Origin of the sequence: Microbacterium hanjuni, from assembly GCF_043556395.1 — a bacterium.
Taxonomy (GTDB): Bacteria; Actinomycetota; Actinomycetes; order Actinomycetales; family Microbacteriaceae; genus Microbacterium.
The window spans coordinates 1-15591 of record NZ_JBIGIK010000002.1; the positions used below are offsets into that span (position 1 = coordinate 1).

A 15591-nucleotide genomic window follows, 5' to 3' on the forward strand; every position below is an offset into this window, starting at 1 on the left:
GCATACGAAACCGGAATAGGTAACGCAGCGAGTTTGAACTGACGATCGGATGTCATTACTGACAAATCCGTTTAATCTCAAAAGAATCTCACCAACCAACCCAAAGGGCTGGTTGCGAGGTTTTTTGGCATTTTGACAAGTGCACGCTGTTGAGTTCTCAAGGATCGGATGCTCCCACGTCCAGCTTCACAGCCTTCCGCAGGGCAACTTCACTACCTTATCCCCACCACCCCAACATGTCAAGCAGAACTTTTCGCCCGCGAGAGCAGACGCTGTTCTACCCACCAAGCCGGGGGGCTGGGGTTCCTCATCCTAGACCTGGTGGTCCACCCGCTCAAGAGCGGGCTGGGATTCGGGATGTTCTACCGCGTGAGGGGGCGGGGCCGAAGCCTCTGCGCTCTCCCTGTGGGGCCGAACAGATAGAACATTACGTCAGCTTCGCGCCCTCGGCCAATCGCCCCGCACCCCGGGCGTGTCGCCCGCCCGACGGCGTCCGCAGGACGGCGGAACGACCGGTGTTCAGGACAGACCGGAGTAGACGTGCAGGCCCTTGAAGAACATGTTCACGATCGTGAAGTTGAACATCACGGCCGAGAAACCGATGATCGACAACCACGCCGAACGGGTGCCGCGCCATCCTCGGGTCGCCCGCGCGTGGATGTACCCCGCGTAGAGCACCCAGATGACGAAGGTCCACACTTCCTTCGTGTCGAAGCCCCAGTACCGGCCCCACGCGTCGTTCGCCCAGATCGAGCCGGCGATGAGCGTGAAGGTCCAGAAGATGAAGCCCACGATCGCGAAACGGTAGGCGAGCGACTCGAGCGCGTCAGCGCCGGGGATCGTGCCGAGGAAGGGCAGGCTGATCTTGGCGCGCGGACTGTCGGACGCCGCGACCTCGACGGCCCGTCGTTCCCGACGGGCTTGCAGCAGCTGCAGCACCGACAGCGCGAAGGCGAGGGCGAACAACCCCGTCGCCAGAGCTGCGACGAAGACGTGCACGACCAGCCAGATCGATTTGAGCGCATCGGGCAACGGGGAGATCTCGACGTAGAAGGTGAGGGTCGCTCCCCCCAGGAGCACCACGGTGAGCCCGGTGATGAACGAGCCCAAGAACTTGAGGTCGTACCGCACCAGCACCGCGAGGTACACCGCCACGATGAGCATCGTGCCGGTGAGGGAGAACTCGTACATGTTCGACCACGGCACCCGGCCTGCGGCGATTCCGCGCGTCACGTCCGCCCCGACGTGGAACAGGAAGGCCAGCACCGTCAGAGAGGTGCCGATCCTCCCCCACACGAACCGCGGCTTGTCGGCCGCGGCCCCGTCCCGCGCGTTCGGGGAGGGGGTGCGGGGTCGGGATGCTGCTGCCCCACCGCCGGCGGCGACGAGCTCGCGTTCGTACGCAGCATCCTGCGCCTTCAACGCGATGTCGGAACGCCGGGCGAGGTCCACCGCGTAGGCGGCGAAGGCCAGAACGTAGACCCCGATCGCCGTCCAGACAAGCAGCACGGAGACTGCGTCGAGTGAGAGCGGTTCGGTTCCGGGCATGGTCTCAGTCTACGTCGGAGGCCCGGATGCGGGCCTCGAGGGCGAGGTTGTGACGGGCTTCGAGCTGCTCGACCGCGTCGGTGAGGGTGGGGTCCTCGCCGCGGGCCAGACCCGCGTATTCGATGCGCACGGTGTCGCCGTCGGGGGTCGCTTTGACCCACACCCGTCGGCGGGGCACGAAGAGGCCGGCGAGCAGACCGCCGAGGGCCAACAGGGCGAACGCCAGTACCCACGGCGCGGCGATGTCGCGGTGCACCGACAGGGAGACGAAGCGCTTCACGCTCTCGGCTGCGCCCGCGGTGGTCGCGTCATCGAAGGTGATGGTGCCGAGGCCGTCGGGGAGATCCTGCGTCTGCCCTGGGGCCAACTCGATCGAGTCGATGCCGGTGTCGCCACCGGTGAGCTGGGTCATCTCGGTGGTGTCCAGGGTGTACACCGACCGCGGCGTGCCGCCGTCGATGCCGAGATCTCCCGTGTACACGTTCAGGGTGAGCACGGGGTTGATCAGCGCCGGGTAGGCCGACGTGAACGCCCCGCTTTCGAGTGGCGCCTGCGTCGGGTAGAAGAAGCCGACGAGTCCGAGCTGCTCGGGAAGACCGTCGGGCACCTTGACGACTCCGAGCGAGGTGAGGTTCGTGTCCTGCGGCAGGAACGGGATCGAGTCGGTGTAGACGACATCGCCGGCGGCATCGCGGATCGTGACGGTCGGCGCGTACCCGTTGCCGAGGAGATAGACCCGGTCCCCCGCGATGTCGAGCGGATGGTTGACCCGCACGTCGTCTTGCTGCGGCTCCTCTCCGGCCAACCGCGTGGTGAGGTTCGCGGAGAAGTCTCCCGCTTGACCCGACCCGATCTCACCGAACGGCACGTACGAGACGTCGAAGCTGTCCAGCGTCAGGGAGTAGGGGGCGAGGTTGTCGGCGTTCACGAAACGGCCGGGGTTGAAGGAGGAGTAGTCGAGCAGCGTGTTGGTGAAGGTCGTCCCCTCCACGATGACGCGCTGGCCGGTGTAGGTGAATCCCCCGCCGACGCCGACGGCGATCAGCACCCCGACCAGCGCTCCGTGGAAGACGAGGTTGCCGGTCTCGCGCAGGTACCCCCGCTCCGCCGAGACGGAGAAGGAGCCGCGGCCGTCGTACCGCTCGACGCGATAACCGCTCTTGCGCAGCTGCTCTTGAGCGAGCTCCACCGCTTCGCCGGCGACTGCCGTCGCATCGGGGCGGGATGCAGCATCCGCGTCGTCGGAGAGATCGATCACGCTCTCGCGGTAGGCGTCCAGTCGGCCCAGCCGAGCGGGAGTGCGCGGCGGCCGGGTGCGCAGGGCCTTCCAGTGGTGCTTCGTGCGCGGCAGCACGCAGCCGACGAGCGACACGAACAACAAGAGGTAGATCGCGGAGAACCAGGGCGAGGTGTAGACGTCGAACAGGCTGAGGTTGTCGAGCACCGGCGCGAGGTCGGGGTTGTCGGCGAAGTACTGCGTCACGCCGTTCGGATCGGCGCTGCGCTGCGGCACGATCGAGCCGGGAACGGCGGCGATCGCGAGCAGCAGCAGCAGAACGAGCGCGGTGCGCATGCTCGTGAGCTGTCGCCAGCCCCACCGCGCCCACCCGGTGAAACCGAGCACGGGCTGGGTGATCTCGGCGCCGTCGGCGTGGTCGGAGGGGCGAAGCGGATCGCCGGCGGAGTCGTTCTCGGTGTCAGAGCGGGAGAGGGACATTGCCCATCACCCCCTGCAGCTGCGACATGAGCGAGCCCCAGACGCCCGTGACCATCAGCAGTCCGAGCACGATGAGCAGGGCGCCGCCCAGGAGGTTCACCGCGCGGATGTGCTTGCGCACGAACGCGACCGAACGCGTGACCCAGCCGAAGCCGAGGGTGAGCAGGACGAAGGGGATGCCGAGGCCGAGTGAGTACGCGAGTCCGAGCAGGGCCGCCCGGCCGGGATCGCCGAGGTTCCACGAGATCGAGATGATCGCGGCAAGGGTCGGGCCGATGCACGGCGTCCACCCGATGCCGAGCGCGACGCCGAGCAGGGGGGCTCCGATCAGCCCGACGCTGCTGAGCGTCCGCGGCCGGAACGTGCGCTGCGCCAGACCGAACAGCCCGATGAAGACGAGTCCCATCACGATGATGACGACGCCCATGACGCGCGTGATCGGGTCGGCGTACTGCAGGAAGAAACGCCCGACCGTTCCCCCCAGCACGGTGACGGTCATGAAGACCAGCGTGAACCCGGCGATGAAGAGCAGCACCCCGCCCAGCAGCCGGCCACGACCGGGAGAGGCGGATGCTGCCGAGCGCCGCGGTGTGACCGTGCCGCCGATGAAGCCGAGGTACCCCGGAACGAGCGGGAGCACGCAGGGGGAGAGGAAGGAGACGAGGCCCGCCGCGAGCGCGATCGGTATCGCCAGCCAGAGCGCACCGTCGAAGACGATCGCGCCCGGATTCACGGCGACTCCGCGAGCGTGTCGCGCACGAGGGTCTCGAGGATGGAGGATTCCGTCAGTTCGCCGATGATGCGGGCAGCGACCCGCCCCTGCTCGTCGACGACGAGGGTGGTCGGAGTCGCGTTGATCGGGGTCTCATCCGCGAACGCGAGCTTGACGTCGCCGGAGTTGACGTCGATCACGCTGGGGTAGGTGACGCCGTTGTCGCGCGCGAAGGACGCCGCCGTCTGAGCCTGGTCGTACGTGTTCACACCCAGGAAGGACACCGGCTGACCCGCGAAGGCGGAGAACGCCTCCTCGAGGCGCGGCGCTTCGACGATGCACGGGCCGCAGGCCGCGTACCAGAAGTTCACCACGAGCACCTCGCCCGAATAATCGGCGCTCGACACCGTCGTGCCGGAGTCGGTGGTGCCGGAGAACTCGACGGGCGCTCCCCGCTCGGCCGGGGGGATCTCGACCACGCGGAAATCTCCCGCGATGAAGCCCTTGTTGTCGCCGTCGCGGTACTGCTCCGCGAGCGGATCGCTGGTGCACGCGGCCAGACCGACCGCCAGCGCTGCGGCGGCGACCGCGGCGAGCACGCGGCGCATCACACCGCCCCCACGTCGACGGCGCCGGCGGTCGAGGCGGGCTCGGCGTACGCGGTCTCCACCCACGCCCACCCGGATGAGGCATCGTGCCGCTCCAGCGTCGTGACGCTGGAGAGTGCGCACCGCCGACGGCGAGGATCGTGGCGCAGGGGTTCGCCGGCGACCGCGAGGTGGGTGACCCAGATCGGCAGCTGGTGCGAGACGAGCACCACATCGCCGGATGTCGTGCGGTCCCACGCGTCGTTCATCGCCGCGTGCATCCGAGCGACGATCCGCTCGTACGGCTCCCCCCAACTGGGGATCTCGGGGCGGGACAGGTGCCGCCAGTTCACGGGGTTCGCAAGGGCCTGTCGCATCCGCCGCCCCTCGAACACGTTCGTGGGCTCGATGATGCGCTCGTCGATGAAGGGGTCGATGCCGAACAGCTCCTCGAACGGTTCCGCCGATTCACGCGTGCGCTGCAGGGGGGAGACGACGAGTGCGCCGATGGGACGGTGCAGTCCGTGCACGTAGTCCGCTGCCTGACGTGCCATGCGACGGCCGTCGGCGCTCAGACCGAAACCGGGAAGGCGTCCGTAGAGCACGCGTCGCGGGTTGTGGACCTCGCCGTGTCGGACGAGGTAGAGGCGGTCGGCGGGCACGATTTCCAGTCTAGGGCGGCGGGTTCTGCGAGGCCCCTGAGCGTGGGGCGGATGCTTCGACGGCGAACGGTCTGCTCAAGCCCCGTCGGGCTGGCGCTCGCGCCGGTAGCCGGCGAGCGAGCGGATGCGCACCACGACGAACCACGCGATCGCGGCCACGGCGACGGCGATGACGAAGTACTGCAGGATGTCGGCGTACCGCTCGATCACGTGCCAGTTCTCGCCGAGCAGGTAGCCCGCCATCACGAAGATGGTGTTCCAGACCGCGCTGCCGGCGGCGGTGAGCAGGCCGAACTTCCACAGGGGCATCCGCGACACTCCCGCCGGGATGGAGATGAGGCTGCGGAAGATCGGGATCATCCGGCCGAAGAACACCGCCGCCCACCCGTGTTTCACGAACCACGCGACGGTGCGGTCAACGTCTTCGCCCTTCATGAGCGGCATCCACTCCGCGATTCGGCGCAGGCGTGCCGCCCCGAGCCACACGCCGATGCCGTAGAGCACGAAGGCCCCCACGACCGAGCCGACCGTGGTCCAGATGAGGGCTTCGGCCAGGGTGAACGAACCGCGGCTCGCGGTGAGGCCGGCCATGGGGAGCACGACTTCGCTCGGAAGCGGCGGGAAGAGGTTCTCGAGGGCGATCGCGGCTCCCGCCCCGGCGGGGCCGATGACCTCCATCAGCGAGACGGTCCAGTCGGCGAGGGCGCTCAGCCACGAACCGTCGCTCGTGGGAGTGGTGGCATGCAGCAGGGTGTCGGTCATCGGGTGCCTTCGCGCTCGGTGATCGGCCGCCCGAACGGGCGCCCGCCGCCCACCCTAAAGCCCCCACATCAGGGATTCCTGGGTGCCCGTGAGGAGTGACGGTGATGGCCCGGCTATCGGAAGGAAGCGCCGACGATCGCCGCGGCGACGAACCACAGCCCCACCATGAGGGCCGCCGCAGCCAGCGGTGCCCAGAATCCCAGCCGGCGTTTGATCAGCAGCACCACGGTCGCGCCCACCGCGACGAGCAGCACCACCCACGGCGCCAGCACCCCGAACCACAGCCCGAGGTTGAACACGCCCTCGTCGCAGAGCGTGGGGCGGCATGCCTGGGCGGCCATCGCCAGAAGCGATCCGGCGTACGAGGCGGCGAGCGCGAACAGCGTCAGCAGCACCAGCAGCACGATCGTCACCGCCACGTCCCAGACCCGCACCCGACGCACACGTGCACGCTCGGGCGGCAGGGTGCGGTAGGAGGACGGTGGCAGGGAGAACGTCACTTCTCCGAGTGTAGAGAGGAGCGGATGCCGGGAAGGAGGCCCGGTTCGCAGCATCCGCCCGCCACGAGCGGCCCCGTGCCCGCACGTAGACTGAACGACCGTGAGCGAACGCGTATTGGTCAAGCATCTTCAGTCCACCCCCGACGGCCCGGTCACGGTGTCGGGATGGGTCGAGACGGTGCGGGACCAGAAGAAGGTGCAGTTCGTCATCCTGCGCGACGAATCCGGTGCCGTGCAGCTCGTGAACCCCGCGACGCGAGAACTCGGCGAGGACGCCGACGCCGCCCGCGAATCGGCCCTCGCCCTGACGGAGACGATCTCCGCCCTGACGACCGGCACGTTCCTCACCGTGCACGGCGAGCTCAAGCACGACGAGCGGGTCAAGCTCGGCGGCGTGGAGATCAAGGTCGCCACCCTCGACATCGCCGCCGCCGCCCTCGCCGAGACGCCGATCGCGGCGGACAGCGGGATGGACAAGCGCATGGACTGGCGCTTCCTCGACCTGCGTCAAGCGCGCAACAATCTCATCTTCCGCGTGCAGACCACCCTCGAGCACGCGATGCGCACCTACTGGATCGAGCGCGACTACATCGAGATCCACTCCCCCAAGCTCATGTCGAGCCCGTCGGAGTCGAACGCCGAGCTGTTCAAGATGGAGTACTTCGAGGACAAGACGGCCTACCTCGCGCAGAGCCCGCAGCACTTCAAGCAGATGGCGCAGTCGGCCGGCTTCGGCAAGATCTTCGAGATCGGCGACGTGTTCCGCGCCGACCCGTCGTTCACCAGCCGCCACGCGACGGAGTTCACCTCGGTGGACGCGGAGATCAGCTGGATCGACTCGCACGAAGACGTCGCGGTGATGCAGGAAGAGCTGCTCACCGCCGCGATCTCGGCCGTGAAGGACAAGCACGGCGCCGAGATCCAGGAGCTGTTCGGCATCGAGGTCGTCGTGCCGACGCTGCCGTTCCCGCGCATCCCGCTCGCCGAGGCGCGCGAGATCGTGGCGAAGCGGGGCTACGAGATCCCCCGCGCCGACGGCGACCTCGACCCCGAAGGCGAGCGCCAGATCTCGGCCTATGTCGAGGAGACCTCCGGCTCGCAGTTCGTGTTCATCACCGACTACCACCCCGAGATCCGGCCGTTCTACCACATGCGCGACCCCGAGACCGGGCTCACCCGCAGCTATGACCTCCTGTTCAAGGGCGTGGAGATCACGACCGGCGCGCAGCGCGAGCACCGCGTCGAGGTGCTCGAGCAGCAGGCCACCGAGAAGGGCCTCGACCTCGCCGGTCTCGAGCACTACCTCGACTTCTTCCGCTACGGCACCCCGCCGCACGGCGGTTTCGGCATGGGACTCGCCCGCGTGATGATGCTGCTGCTGGGTGAATCCTCGATCCGCGAGGTCAGCTTCCTGTTCCGCGGCCCGACCCGCCTCGCGCCCTAGCCCGGCACGCGCGCGGGCCGCCCGCGTTCGCCCGCGAGTCACCGCACGTTCACCGATTGCGGTGCCCCGCGTCATTTAGCCTTCCTAAGTTTCTCTCGTCCCGGTGTGCCCTCGTGCATGCCGATCACCGAGAGGAAACACATGTCATCGTTTCGCCATCCCCGCCGCACCGCGGTGGGAATCGCCCTGACCACCATCGCCGCGCTGGCACTGGCCGGCTGCGCCGGATCTGCGGATGCTTCGTCCGACGGCTCCGACGGAGGCGTCGACGCGTCGACGGCCACCGCACTCTCCGACTTCGGCACGATGGAAGACCTGGAAACGGCCGCCAAGGCGGAGGGCCAGCTGAACGTCATCGCGCTCCCCCGCGACTGGGCGAACTACGGCGAGATCCTCGACCTCTTCGCCGAGCGCTACCCCGAGATCACCATCAACGAGCAGTCGCCCGACATCTCCAGCGCCGAGGAGATCCAGGCCGCCGAGACGAACGAGGGCCTCGACACCGCGCCCGACGTGTTCGACCTCGGCCTCACCGTGGCCCTGCAGAACACCGACTCGTTCGCGCCCTACAAGGTCGAGACCTGGGACGACATCCCCGACGCGCTGAAGGAGTCCACGGGCCTCTTCGTCGGCGACTACGGCGGGTACATGTCGATCGGCTTCGATTCGACCCGCTTCGACGCGCCCGAGAGCCTCGACGACCTGCTCGGCGCCGACTTCCGCGGTGCCGTCGCCCTCAACGGCGACCCGACCCAGGCCGGCGCCGCGTTCGCCGCGGTCGGTCTCGCCACGGTGCAGTCCGACGGCACGCTCGACGACTTCCAGCCCGGCATCGACTTCTTCTCGAAGCTCAACGACGCCGGGAACATGCTGAAGCTCGACGTCACGAGCGCCACCGTCGCGAGCGGTGAGACCCCCGTCGTCTTCGACTGGGACTACCTCAACGCCGCCCACAAGACGGACGTCCCCTCGTGGGAGACCGTCGTCCTCCCGGGCACCGGCTACGCCGGCTACTACAACCAGGCGATCAACGTGAACGCGCCCAACCCGGCCGCCGCGCGCCTGTGGCAGGAGTTCCTCTACAGCGACGACGTGCAGAACCTCTGGCTCAAGGGGGGCGCCCGCCCCGCCCGCATGGAGGCGATGACGGCCGCCGGCACGATCGACGAAGAGCTCGCGGCGGCCCTGCCGGCCGTTCCGGACGAGACCGTCGTTCCGACCGAAGACCAGTCCGCGGCCGCCGGCACCCTGCTCGGCGAGAAGTGGGCAGCGGCGGTCCAGTGACCTCCGACGTCCTCGACGGTCCTTCCCTGGACCGCGTGACGAGCCCCGTCGCGCCGGAGAGCCCTGCCACGCAGGGTGCTCCGGCGCGGCGGGGCGCCGCAGCGCGGGTGGGCGGATCCTGGTTGGGTCTCGTTCCCTTCGCCGCCTACGTCCTGCTCTTCCTCGCGTTGCCGACCGTGCTCGCGGTGGCGTCCGGCCTGTTCGACGGGGAGGGCGCCTTCACGCTCGACAACCTCGCCGCACTGGGCGACCCGGTGGTGCTCACCACCTTCTTCAACTCCACCTGGGTATCGCTGCTCACGGCCGTCGTCGGCGCCGTCGTCGGCGCCCTCGTCTGCTACGCCATGCTGGGCCTCAGCGAGACCGGGTTCGTACGCACGACCGTGGACGCAGCATCCGGTGTGCTCGCGCAGTTCGGCGGCGTCATGCTGGCGTTCGCCCTCATCGCGACGATCGGCACCCAGGGCGTCGTGACGCAGGTGCTCAAGAACGCGCTCGGCATCGACCTCTTCGCCGACGGTGTCTGGATCTACGCGCTGCCCGGCATCGTCGTCGCCTACCTCGTCTTCCAGGTGCCGCTGATGATCATCACGTTCATGCCGGCGCTGTCGGCGCTCAAGCCGCAGTGGGTCGAGGCGCACCTCACCCTCGGCGGCACGCGGGCGAGCTTCTGGCCGCACGTCGGGTTCCCGGTGCTCGCGCCGTCGTTCCTCGCGAGCCTCCTGCTGCTGTTCGCGAACGCGTTCTCGTCGTACGCGACCGCCGCCGCGCTCGCCAGCCAGGGATCGCAGATCGTGCCCTTGCAGATCCGCACCTCGCTCACCAGCGAGACGGTGCTCGGCCGGGAGAACCTCGCCGGCGCACTCGCGCTCGGCATGATCGTCGTCGTCGCGGTCGTCATGACGGTGTACGCCCTCATCCAGCGCCGGGCAGCGAGGTGGCAGGCATGAACGGGTTCGCTCCCTCCCGCACCGTGCGGTGGGTCATCGGCGTCGTGGTCGGGCTCGTCTTCGCGGTGCCCTTCGTGTCGACGTTCCTCTACACGCTGTCGTCCCCGACGGGCGGGTACTCCTTCGACCGCTGGGTCTCGCTGTTCGACCCGGCGAACTCCGCCGCGTTGAAGCCGATCTGGACGGGTCTGGGCAACTCGCTCGTGCTCGCCCTGGTCACCGTCGCGCTGGTGCTGTTCCTCTTCACCCCGACGATGGTGCTGGTGGCGCTGAAGTTCCCGAAGCTCCGCCGTGGCTTCGAGTTCCTCGCCCTGCTGCCGATCTCGATCCCCGCGATCGTGCTGGTCGTCGGGCTCGCACCCATCTACCTGCAGATCGGACGCACCCTGGGCACCGGGGCGTGGACCCTCGCCTTCGCGTACGGCATCCTCGTGCTGCCGTTCACCTACCGCTCCATCCAGGCGTCCATCGACGCGATCGACCTCAAGACGCTCTCCGAGGCCGCTCGCACGCTGGGGGCCGGCTGGTTCACCGTGCTACTGCGGGTCATCGCCCCCAACCTCCGGCAGGGGCTGCTCGCAGCATCCCTCATCTCGGTCGCGGTCGTCCTCGGCGAGTTCACGATCGCTTCGCTGCTCAACCGCCAGGTACTGCAGACCGCACTCGTCGTGATCAACCGTCAGGACGCGTACGCCGCGGCCATCTTCACCCTGCTCGCGCTCGCCTTCGCGTTCGCCCTGCTGCTGATCATCGGACGCGCCGGCCGCGCCCGATCCGGCCCTTCGACTCGCGCCCCGGGCGCTCGCTCAGGAATCAGGAAAGCCTCATGACCACTGCTGACACCCACCCGCGTAGCCTCCCGCGCACGTCCGACAACGCCCTGCTCGCCGAGGCGGGCGAGGGAACGCGCGTGCAGTTCCGCGGCATCGTCAAGGACTACGGCACCACCCGGGTGCTGCACGGCGTCGACCTCGACATCGCGCCCGGCGAATTCGTCTCGCTGCTGGGCCCCTCGGGGTGCGGCAAGACCACGGCCCTGCGCGTGCTCGCCGGCCTCGAGAACGCCACCGGCGGTTCGGTGTTCGTCGGCGGCAAGGACGTCTCGGGCGTGCCGACGAACAAGCGCGACATCGGGATGGTCTTCCAGTCGTACTCGCTGTTCCCGCACCTGCGGGTGCTCGAGAACACGGCCTTCGGATTGCGTCGACGCGAAGTGGGCAAGACGGATGCTGCGCGCCGGGCAGCCGACGCGCTCGACCTCGTCGGTCTCGGCCACCTCGGTGACCGCTACCCGCACCAGCTCTCGGGCGGCCAGCAGCAGCGCGTCGCGCTGGCGCGCGCCCTCGTTACCGAGCCGCGCGTGCTGCTGCTCGACGAGCCGCTGTCGGCGCTCGACGCCAAGGTGCGCGTGCAGCTGCGCGACGAGATCCGCCGTATCCAGCTGCGCCTCGGCATCACCACCGTCTTCGTCACCCACGACCAAGAGGAGGCCCTGGCGGTCTCCGACCGGATCGCGGTCATGAACGCGGGACGCATCGAGCAGATCGGTACACCGGAAGAGCTGTACCTCCGCCCCTCGTCGGCGGATGTCGCAGCGTTCGTCGGCGTTTCGAGCCTCGTGCCGGGAGTCGTCCGCGGCTCGTCGGTCGAGGTGTGGGGAACCACGCTGCCCCTGCAGGCCGAGGCGCCCGAGGGTGCGGTCGAGGTGTTCCTCCGCCCTGAGAACGTGCGCCTCGTGGGCACCGGCGAGGCCGGCGTCGACGCGGTCGTGCAGGAGAGCACGTTCCTCGGCAGCTTCCGCCGCACGCTCGTGCGCACTGCTGACGGCTCGCTCGTGCGCGTGCAGCACCCCGCCGCCGAACGCGTCGAGTTCGACGAGGCGGTGCGCATCGCGCTGGCACCGATCCCGGTGCTCACCCGCCCGGTCGGCTGAGCGCTCAGCGCTTGCGTTTGCGGGGCTTGGCCTTCACGATGCCCTGCACCCGCGCCCAGAGAGCCGTGTACGCCTTCGCCGCTTCCGAGGTGGGGGCGTACACGGCGATCGGCGCCCGCTCGGTGCCCATCCGCTCGACGTTCACCGTCGCGGGCACGACCACGTCGACGACGGCGCCGTCCTGTGAGGGCAGGGTCGTCACGGCCTCGCGGTGCAGGGTCTTGCGCCGATCGACCATCGACAGGAACGCCACCACGGGAGCATTCGAGGCGGAGGCCGCGACGAACTCCTCCACCTGGGCGAGCGCACGCATGGACAGCGGCGAGGGAACGAGCGGCACGACGACCGCGTCGGCCGAGTAGACCGCATTCTCCGCGACGAGGGATGACCCGGGAGGGCAGTCGAGGATCACGACGTCGTAGTCGTCCGCGACCTGTTCCAGGATCTTCGACACCCGCTGCTCGGACTTCTTGGCCTGGTCGAACACCAGGTCGAGGTCCCGGTAGCTGGCATCGGCCGGCAGCACGTCGATCCCGTCGACGCTCGTGGAGCGGATGGCGGAGGCGGCCTTCTTGTCGCCCGCGACGAGTGCGCCGACCCCGCCCTTGACCTTGGGTTTGACCTGCATCACGAAGGTGGCGGCGCCCTGGGGGTCCAGGTCCCACAGCAGCACCCGCAGGTCGCGAGCTGCCTCCCACGCGAGATTGACTGCGGCCGTGGTCTTACCGACGCCGCCCTTGGTGCTGTACACCGCGATGACCTTCATCCGCCCACCCTAGGGACACCACGCCCGTTCCGCACCGAAGCGGTGCGGACTCGCCGCGCGCCGTTCGGCGTCCCGTCACCCGGGCCCAGCGGACGGAGAGGTGGCGCCGATACCGTGGGAGCATCCCGCCCCGAGGAGGATCATGCTCGACCCCTGGTTGCAATTCGGCATCACACTCGTCGTCGCGGTCGTCGCCGCCATCGTCGTGACGGCTGTCGTCGCGTTCGCCGTCCGCGTGCTCGCTCGCCGGCGGGAGTGGCCGCACGGGCTCGTCCGACACGGCCGACGTCCCTTCCGCGTCCTCGTCCTCCTCGTCGCGCTCTGGATCGCGGTCTCGATCGCCCTTCCCGTCGAGGACGACCCGGCGTGGAGCGACCCCGTCGACCAGCTCTTCACGATCCTGATCATCGCCGCGGCCGCGTGGTTGCTGGGGGCGATGGTGCTCTTCGCCACGGACGTCACCCTGGGGCGGCACCGCATCGACGTCGCCGACAACCGGGTGGCCCGTCGCATCCGCACCCAGACGCTCATCGTCCGTCGGCTGGCCGTCGTGCTCATCGTCATCGTCGCCTTCGCGTCGATCCTCATGACCTTCCCGGCCGTGCAGACCTTCGGCGCGAGCCTGTTGGCGTCAGCGGGTATCGCCTCCGTCGTCGCGGGCCTCGCCGCTCAGTCGGTGCTCGCGAACGTGTTCGCCGGGGTGCAGCTCGTCTTCAGCGACGCGCTCCGCGTCGACGACGTCGTCGTGGTGGAGGGCGAATGGGGCCGGATCGGCGAGATCACGCTGAGCTACGTCGTGGTCGACCTGTGGGATGACCGCCGACTCGTGCTGCCCTGCACCTACTTCACCACCAAGCCCTTCGAGAACTGGACCCGCGAGGGCAGCGAACTGCTCGGCGCCGTCGAATTGGATGTCGACTGGCGCGTCTCGCCCGCGCGCATGCGCGAGCACCTCGAGACCGTGCTCGCCGGGACCACGCTGTGGGACGGACGCGCCTCGGTGCTGCAGGTGACCGACGCGGTCGGCGGTTTCGTCCGGGTACGCATCCTGGTCACCGCCGCCGACGCTCCGACGCTGTTCGACCTTCGCTGCCACGTGCGCGAAGCGATCGTGGCGTGGGTGCAGCATTCCGAGCCCGACGCACTCCCGGTGCAGCGCGTCATGATCACACAACCGGATGCTGAGACCACCGTCCGGCCCCCGATGCCCGCCGATGCGGGCGCCGGTCTGTTCACCGGAAGCGCCGCCGCCGAGGAACGAGCCGCCCACTTCACGCAGGCGATCCCCGTCGTCGGCGATGGCTCACGCCCGCGGACCGGATCGATCCGTGCGGAGGAGCCCGGTCAGAACGGGTAGTCGACGGTGGCGCGCTCGGCGACGAGGGTGCGCACGAATTGCGCCGCCTCCACGTGGGCGGGGTGCACCTGGTAGAGCTCGAGTGCTTCGACGTCGGCGAACTCCGCGACCAGGGCGACATCCCAGTTGGTCGCGGGGAACGCGACGTTCGAACCGACCTCGAGGTGCTGGATCTCGCTGATCAATGGCGGAAGGGTGAGCAGGCGCTCGGCGATCTGCTCGGCGTGCAGGGCGCGCGTGTCGGCATCCTCCGCCGCCAGCTTCCACAGGACGAGGTGTCGGATTCTCACGCGGGTGCTCCTTCTCGGTCGGCCTCGAGGAGCGCGGTCCGCAGGCGATCGGCCGAGAGCCGCCAGTGCGCGTGAAGGTCACCGTTGATCAGGACGACCGGGATCTTCTCCCACCACAGCGCGTGGAGGGAGGGGTCATCGAGAATGGAGACCTGCTCGACGACGACCGCGTCCGCGGCTTCCGCCGGCAGGTCGGCGATCACCACGTCGACGATCTCGCCGGCCACATCGCACAGATGGCAATCGGGCTTGCCGATGAGCGTGAGAGTGGTCACGCTCTCAGCCTACGGTGATTCGACCCGCTCGACGGGGTAACCGGAAGCGATCCACTCGCCCGTTCCGCCATCGACGTTCGTCGCGTCGTGACCACGCGCCGTGAGCGCCTCCACCACGCGGCTCGAGCGCCCGCCGACCTGGCAGATGACGTCGAACGAACCGTCGGGAAGCTGATCGAGGTGCTCGCCGATCGACGACATCGGCAGGTTCACCGCGCCGGGCACATGGCCCGCGGCGAACTCGTCGACCTCGCGGACATCGATCAGCGGAACACCATCGCGCTCGCGGAGCTGATGGACGGTGATGGACTTCATGGTTCCTCCTCGCCGGTGCCGCGGATGCACGAAGCGCCCGCCACGATGGACAGGCGCTCGGTGGTTGCCGCTACTTCTTGTTGCGGCGCTGGTGGCGCGTCTTGCGAAGCAGCTTGCGGTGCTTCTTCTTCGCCATGCGCTTACGGCGCTTCTTGATGACTGAACCCACGGGAAACCTCACTAAGTCGCGGTCTGGGTGCCGGTTGCGGCGCCCGAGATCAGGCAGGTGCGGAAAAAATGCCTCGGATCAGTCTAGCCGACGTCGGAGACCGGACGTTGCAGGGCCTCCACGACGGCGGATTCGGGCACGCGATAGCTCCGACCGAATCGCACGGCGGGGAGTTCCCCCGCGTGCACGAGTCGGTACACGGTCATCTTCGACACCCGCATCACCTCGGCCACCTCGGCGACGGTGAGAAAGCGCACGTCCGACAGATCGGCCATGATCCCCCCTCGTCCTCCGGTGTGCTGGACACACTCTAGGGGTTG

At 68.7% G+C, this 15591-nt stretch carries 19 protein-coding genes; 6 read left to right on the forward strand and 13 right to left on the reverse strand.

From position 1 onward, the window contains the following. Positions 1 to 519: 519 nt before the first annotated feature. The 7 genes from ccsB to ACFXP5_RS07740 form a co-directional block, all read right to left on the reverse strand. Complete coding sequence (gene ccsB / locus ACFXP5_RS07710) at positions 520 to 1548, reverse strand: c-type cytochrome biogenesis protein CcsB (RefSeq protein WP_394544190.1); 1029 nt, start codon at positions 1546 to 1548, stop codon at positions 520 to 522. A gap of 4 nt (positions 1549 to 1552) precedes the next feature. Then, entirely contained in the window at positions 1553 to 3265 is a 1713-nt protein-coding gene (resB, locus tag ACFXP5_RS07715; RefSeq protein WP_394544191.1) for a cytochrome c biogenesis protein ResB, read from the reverse strand. Then, positions 3246 to 3998, reverse strand: a complete 753-nt coding sequence (locus ACFXP5_RS07720; RefSeq protein ID WP_394544192.1) for a cytochrome c biogenesis CcdA family protein — start codon at positions 3996 to 3998, stop codon at positions 3246 to 3248. Before ACFXP5_RS07720 ends, resB begins: the two co-directional genes overlap by 20 nt. Next, a complete protein-coding gene (locus tag ACFXP5_RS07725; protein ID WP_394544193.1) occupies positions 3995 to 4585 on the reverse strand; it encodes a TlpA family protein disulfide reductase in 591 nt (196 codons plus the stop codon). Before ACFXP5_RS07725 ends, ACFXP5_RS07720 begins: the two co-directional genes overlap by 4 nt. Beyond that, positions 4585 to 5226: a histidine phosphatase family protein gene (locus tag ACFXP5_RS07730; RefSeq protein ID WP_394544194.1), complete on the reverse strand. Its 642-nt coding sequence runs from the start codon at positions 5224 to 5226 to the stop codon at positions 4585 to 4587. Before ACFXP5_RS07730 ends, ACFXP5_RS07725 begins: the two co-directional genes overlap by 1 nt. Positions 5227 to 5301: 75 nt before the next feature. Further along, positions 5302 to 5988: a DedA family protein gene (locus tag ACFXP5_RS07735; RefSeq protein WP_394544195.1), complete on the reverse strand. Its 687-nt coding sequence runs from the start codon at positions 5986 to 5988 to the stop codon at positions 5302 to 5304. A 113-nt stretch (positions 5989 to 6101) separates the two neighbouring features. Continuing rightward, complete coding sequence (locus ACFXP5_RS07740) at positions 6102 to 6488, reverse strand: DUF6264 family protein (protein ID WP_394527604.1); 387 nt, start codon at positions 6486 to 6488, stop codon at positions 6102 to 6104. A gap of 100 nt (positions 6489 to 6588) precedes the next feature. Here ACFXP5_RS07740 and aspS point away from each other — a divergent pair, with 100 nt between their 5' ends. The 5 genes from aspS (at position 6589) to ACFXP5_RS07765 (ending at position 12099) form a co-directional block, all read left to right on the forward strand. Further along, complete coding sequence (aspS, locus tag ACFXP5_RS07745; RefSeq protein ID WP_394544196.1) at positions 6589 to 7932, forward strand: aspartate--tRNA(Asn) ligase; 1344 nt, start codon at positions 6589 to 6591, stop codon at positions 7930 to 7932. A gap of 141 nt (positions 7933 to 8073) precedes the next feature. Beyond that, entirely contained in the window at positions 8074 to 9216 is a 1143-nt protein-coding gene (locus ACFXP5_RS07750; protein WP_394544197.1) for an ABC transporter substrate-binding protein, read from the forward strand. Then, a complete protein-coding gene (locus tag ACFXP5_RS07755) occupies positions 9213 to 10166 on the forward strand; it encodes an ABC transporter permease (protein WP_394544198.1) in 954 nt (317 codons plus the stop codon). Before ACFXP5_RS07750 ends, ACFXP5_RS07755 begins: the two co-directional genes overlap by 4 nt. Further along, positions 10163 to 10996, forward strand: a complete 834-nt coding sequence (locus ACFXP5_RS07760) for an ABC transporter permease (RefSeq protein WP_394544199.1) — start codon at positions 10163 to 10165, stop codon at positions 10994 to 10996. The genes ACFXP5_RS07755 and ACFXP5_RS07760 overlap by 4 nt, the downstream gene beginning before the upstream one ends. After that, a complete protein-coding gene (locus ACFXP5_RS07765; RefSeq protein WP_394544200.1) occupies positions 10993 to 12099 on the forward strand; it encodes an ABC transporter ATP-binding protein in 1107 nt (368 codons plus the stop codon). The genes ACFXP5_RS07760 and ACFXP5_RS07765 overlap by 4 nt, the downstream gene beginning before the upstream one ends. 4 nt (positions 12100 to 12103) lie before the next feature. Here ACFXP5_RS07765 and ACFXP5_RS07770 read toward each other — a convergent pair whose 3' ends face one another. Further along, entirely contained in the window at positions 12104 to 12865 is a 762-nt protein-coding gene (locus tag ACFXP5_RS07770; protein ID WP_394544201.1) for a ParA family protein, read from the reverse strand. Between the two features lie 142 nt (positions 12866 to 13007). On the opposite strand from ACFXP5_RS07770, the gene ACFXP5_RS07775 reads away from it, so the two are divergent. Then, positions 13008 to 14222 (forward strand): mechanosensitive ion channel family protein, encoded by a 1215-nt coding sequence (locus tag ACFXP5_RS07775; protein WP_394527616.1) that lies wholly within the window; start codon positions 13008 to 13010, stop codon positions 14220 to 14222. On the opposite strand, the gene ACFXP5_RS07780 is transcribed toward ACFXP5_RS07775, so the two are convergent. From ACFXP5_RS07780 to ACFXP5_RS07800, 5 genes are all read right to left on the reverse strand, one after another. After that, complete coding sequence (locus tag ACFXP5_RS07780) at positions 14210 to 14512, reverse strand: Dabb family protein (protein ID WP_394527618.1); 303 nt, start codon at positions 14510 to 14512, stop codon at positions 14210 to 14212. The two genes, ACFXP5_RS07775 and ACFXP5_RS07780, sit on opposite strands and share 13 nt — an antisense overlap. Beyond that, the gene (locus ACFXP5_RS07785; protein ID WP_394527620.1) at positions 14509 to 14787 is read right to left on the reverse strand and encodes a glutaredoxin family protein; all 279 of its coding nucleotides are present in this window, start codon (positions 14785 to 14787) and stop codon (positions 14509 to 14511) included. Before ACFXP5_RS07785 ends, ACFXP5_RS07780 begins: the two co-directional genes overlap by 4 nt. Positions 14788 to 14796: 9 nt before the next feature. Beyond that, entirely contained in the window at positions 14797 to 15102 is a 306-nt protein-coding gene (locus tag ACFXP5_RS07790; RefSeq protein ID WP_394527622.1) for a rhodanese-like domain-containing protein, read from the reverse strand. A 70-nt stretch (positions 15103 to 15172) separates the two neighbouring features. Beyond that, positions 15173 to 15271 carry a 30S ribosomal protein bS22 gene (locus ACFXP5_RS07795; RefSeq protein WP_003792170.1) on the reverse strand — a complete coding sequence of 33 codons (99 nt, stop codon included), beginning with the start codon at positions 15269 to 15271 and terminating at the stop codon, positions 15173 to 15175. An 83-nt stretch (positions 15272 to 15354) separates the two neighbouring features. Further along, the gene (locus ACFXP5_RS07800; protein ID WP_394527624.1) at positions 15355 to 15546 is read right to left on the reverse strand and encodes a helix-turn-helix domain-containing protein; all 192 of its coding nucleotides are present in this window, start codon (positions 15544 to 15546) and stop codon (positions 15355 to 15357) included. Positions 15547 to 15591: the final 45 nt, after the last annotated feature.

Bases quoted from the DNA above. Each gene is read 5' to 3' on its own strand.
- ccsB (WP_394544190.1), bottom strand. From the start codon at position 1,548: ATGCCCGGAACCGAACCGCTCTCACTCGACGCAGTCTCCGTGCTGCTT.
- resB (WP_394544191.1), bottom strand. From the start codon at position 3,265: ATGTCCCTCTCCCGCTCTGACACCGAGAACGACTCCGCCGGCGATCCG.
- ACFXP5_RS07725 (WP_394544193.1), bottom strand. From the start codon at position 4,585: ATGCGCCGCGTGCTCGCCGCGGTCGCCGCCGCAGCGCTGGCGGTCGGT.
- ACFXP5_RS07735 (WP_394544195.1), bottom strand. From the start codon at position 5,988: ATGACCGACACCCTGCTGCATGCCACCACTCCCACGAGCGACGGTTCG.
- ACFXP5_RS07750 (WP_394544197.1), top strand. From the start codon at position 8,074: ATGTCATCGTTTCGCCATCCCCGCCGCACCGCGGTGGGAATCGCCCTG.
- ACFXP5_RS07760 (WP_394544199.1), top strand. From the start codon at position 10,163: ATGAACGGGTTCGCTCCCTCCCGCACCGTGCGGTGGGTCATCGGCGTC.
- ACFXP5_RS07765 (WP_394544200.1), top strand. From the start codon at position 10,993: ATGACCACTGCTGACACCCACCCGCGTAGCCTCCCGCGCACGTCCGAC.
- ACFXP5_RS07770 (WP_394544201.1), bottom strand. From the start codon at position 12,865: ATGAAGGTCATCGCGGTGTACAGCACCAAGGGCGGCGTCGGTAAGACC.
- ACFXP5_RS07775 (WP_394527616.1), top strand. From the start codon at position 13,008: ATGCTCGACCCCTGGTTGCAATTCGGCATCACACTCGTCGTCGCGGTC.
- ACFXP5_RS07790 (WP_394527622.1), bottom strand. From the start codon at position 15,102: ATGAAGTCCATCACCGTCCATCAGCTCCGCGAGCGCGATGGTGTTCCG.
- ACFXP5_RS07800 (WP_394527624.1), bottom strand. From the start codon at position 15,546: ATGGCCGATCTGTCGGACGTGCGCTTTCTCACCGTCGCCGAGGTGGCC.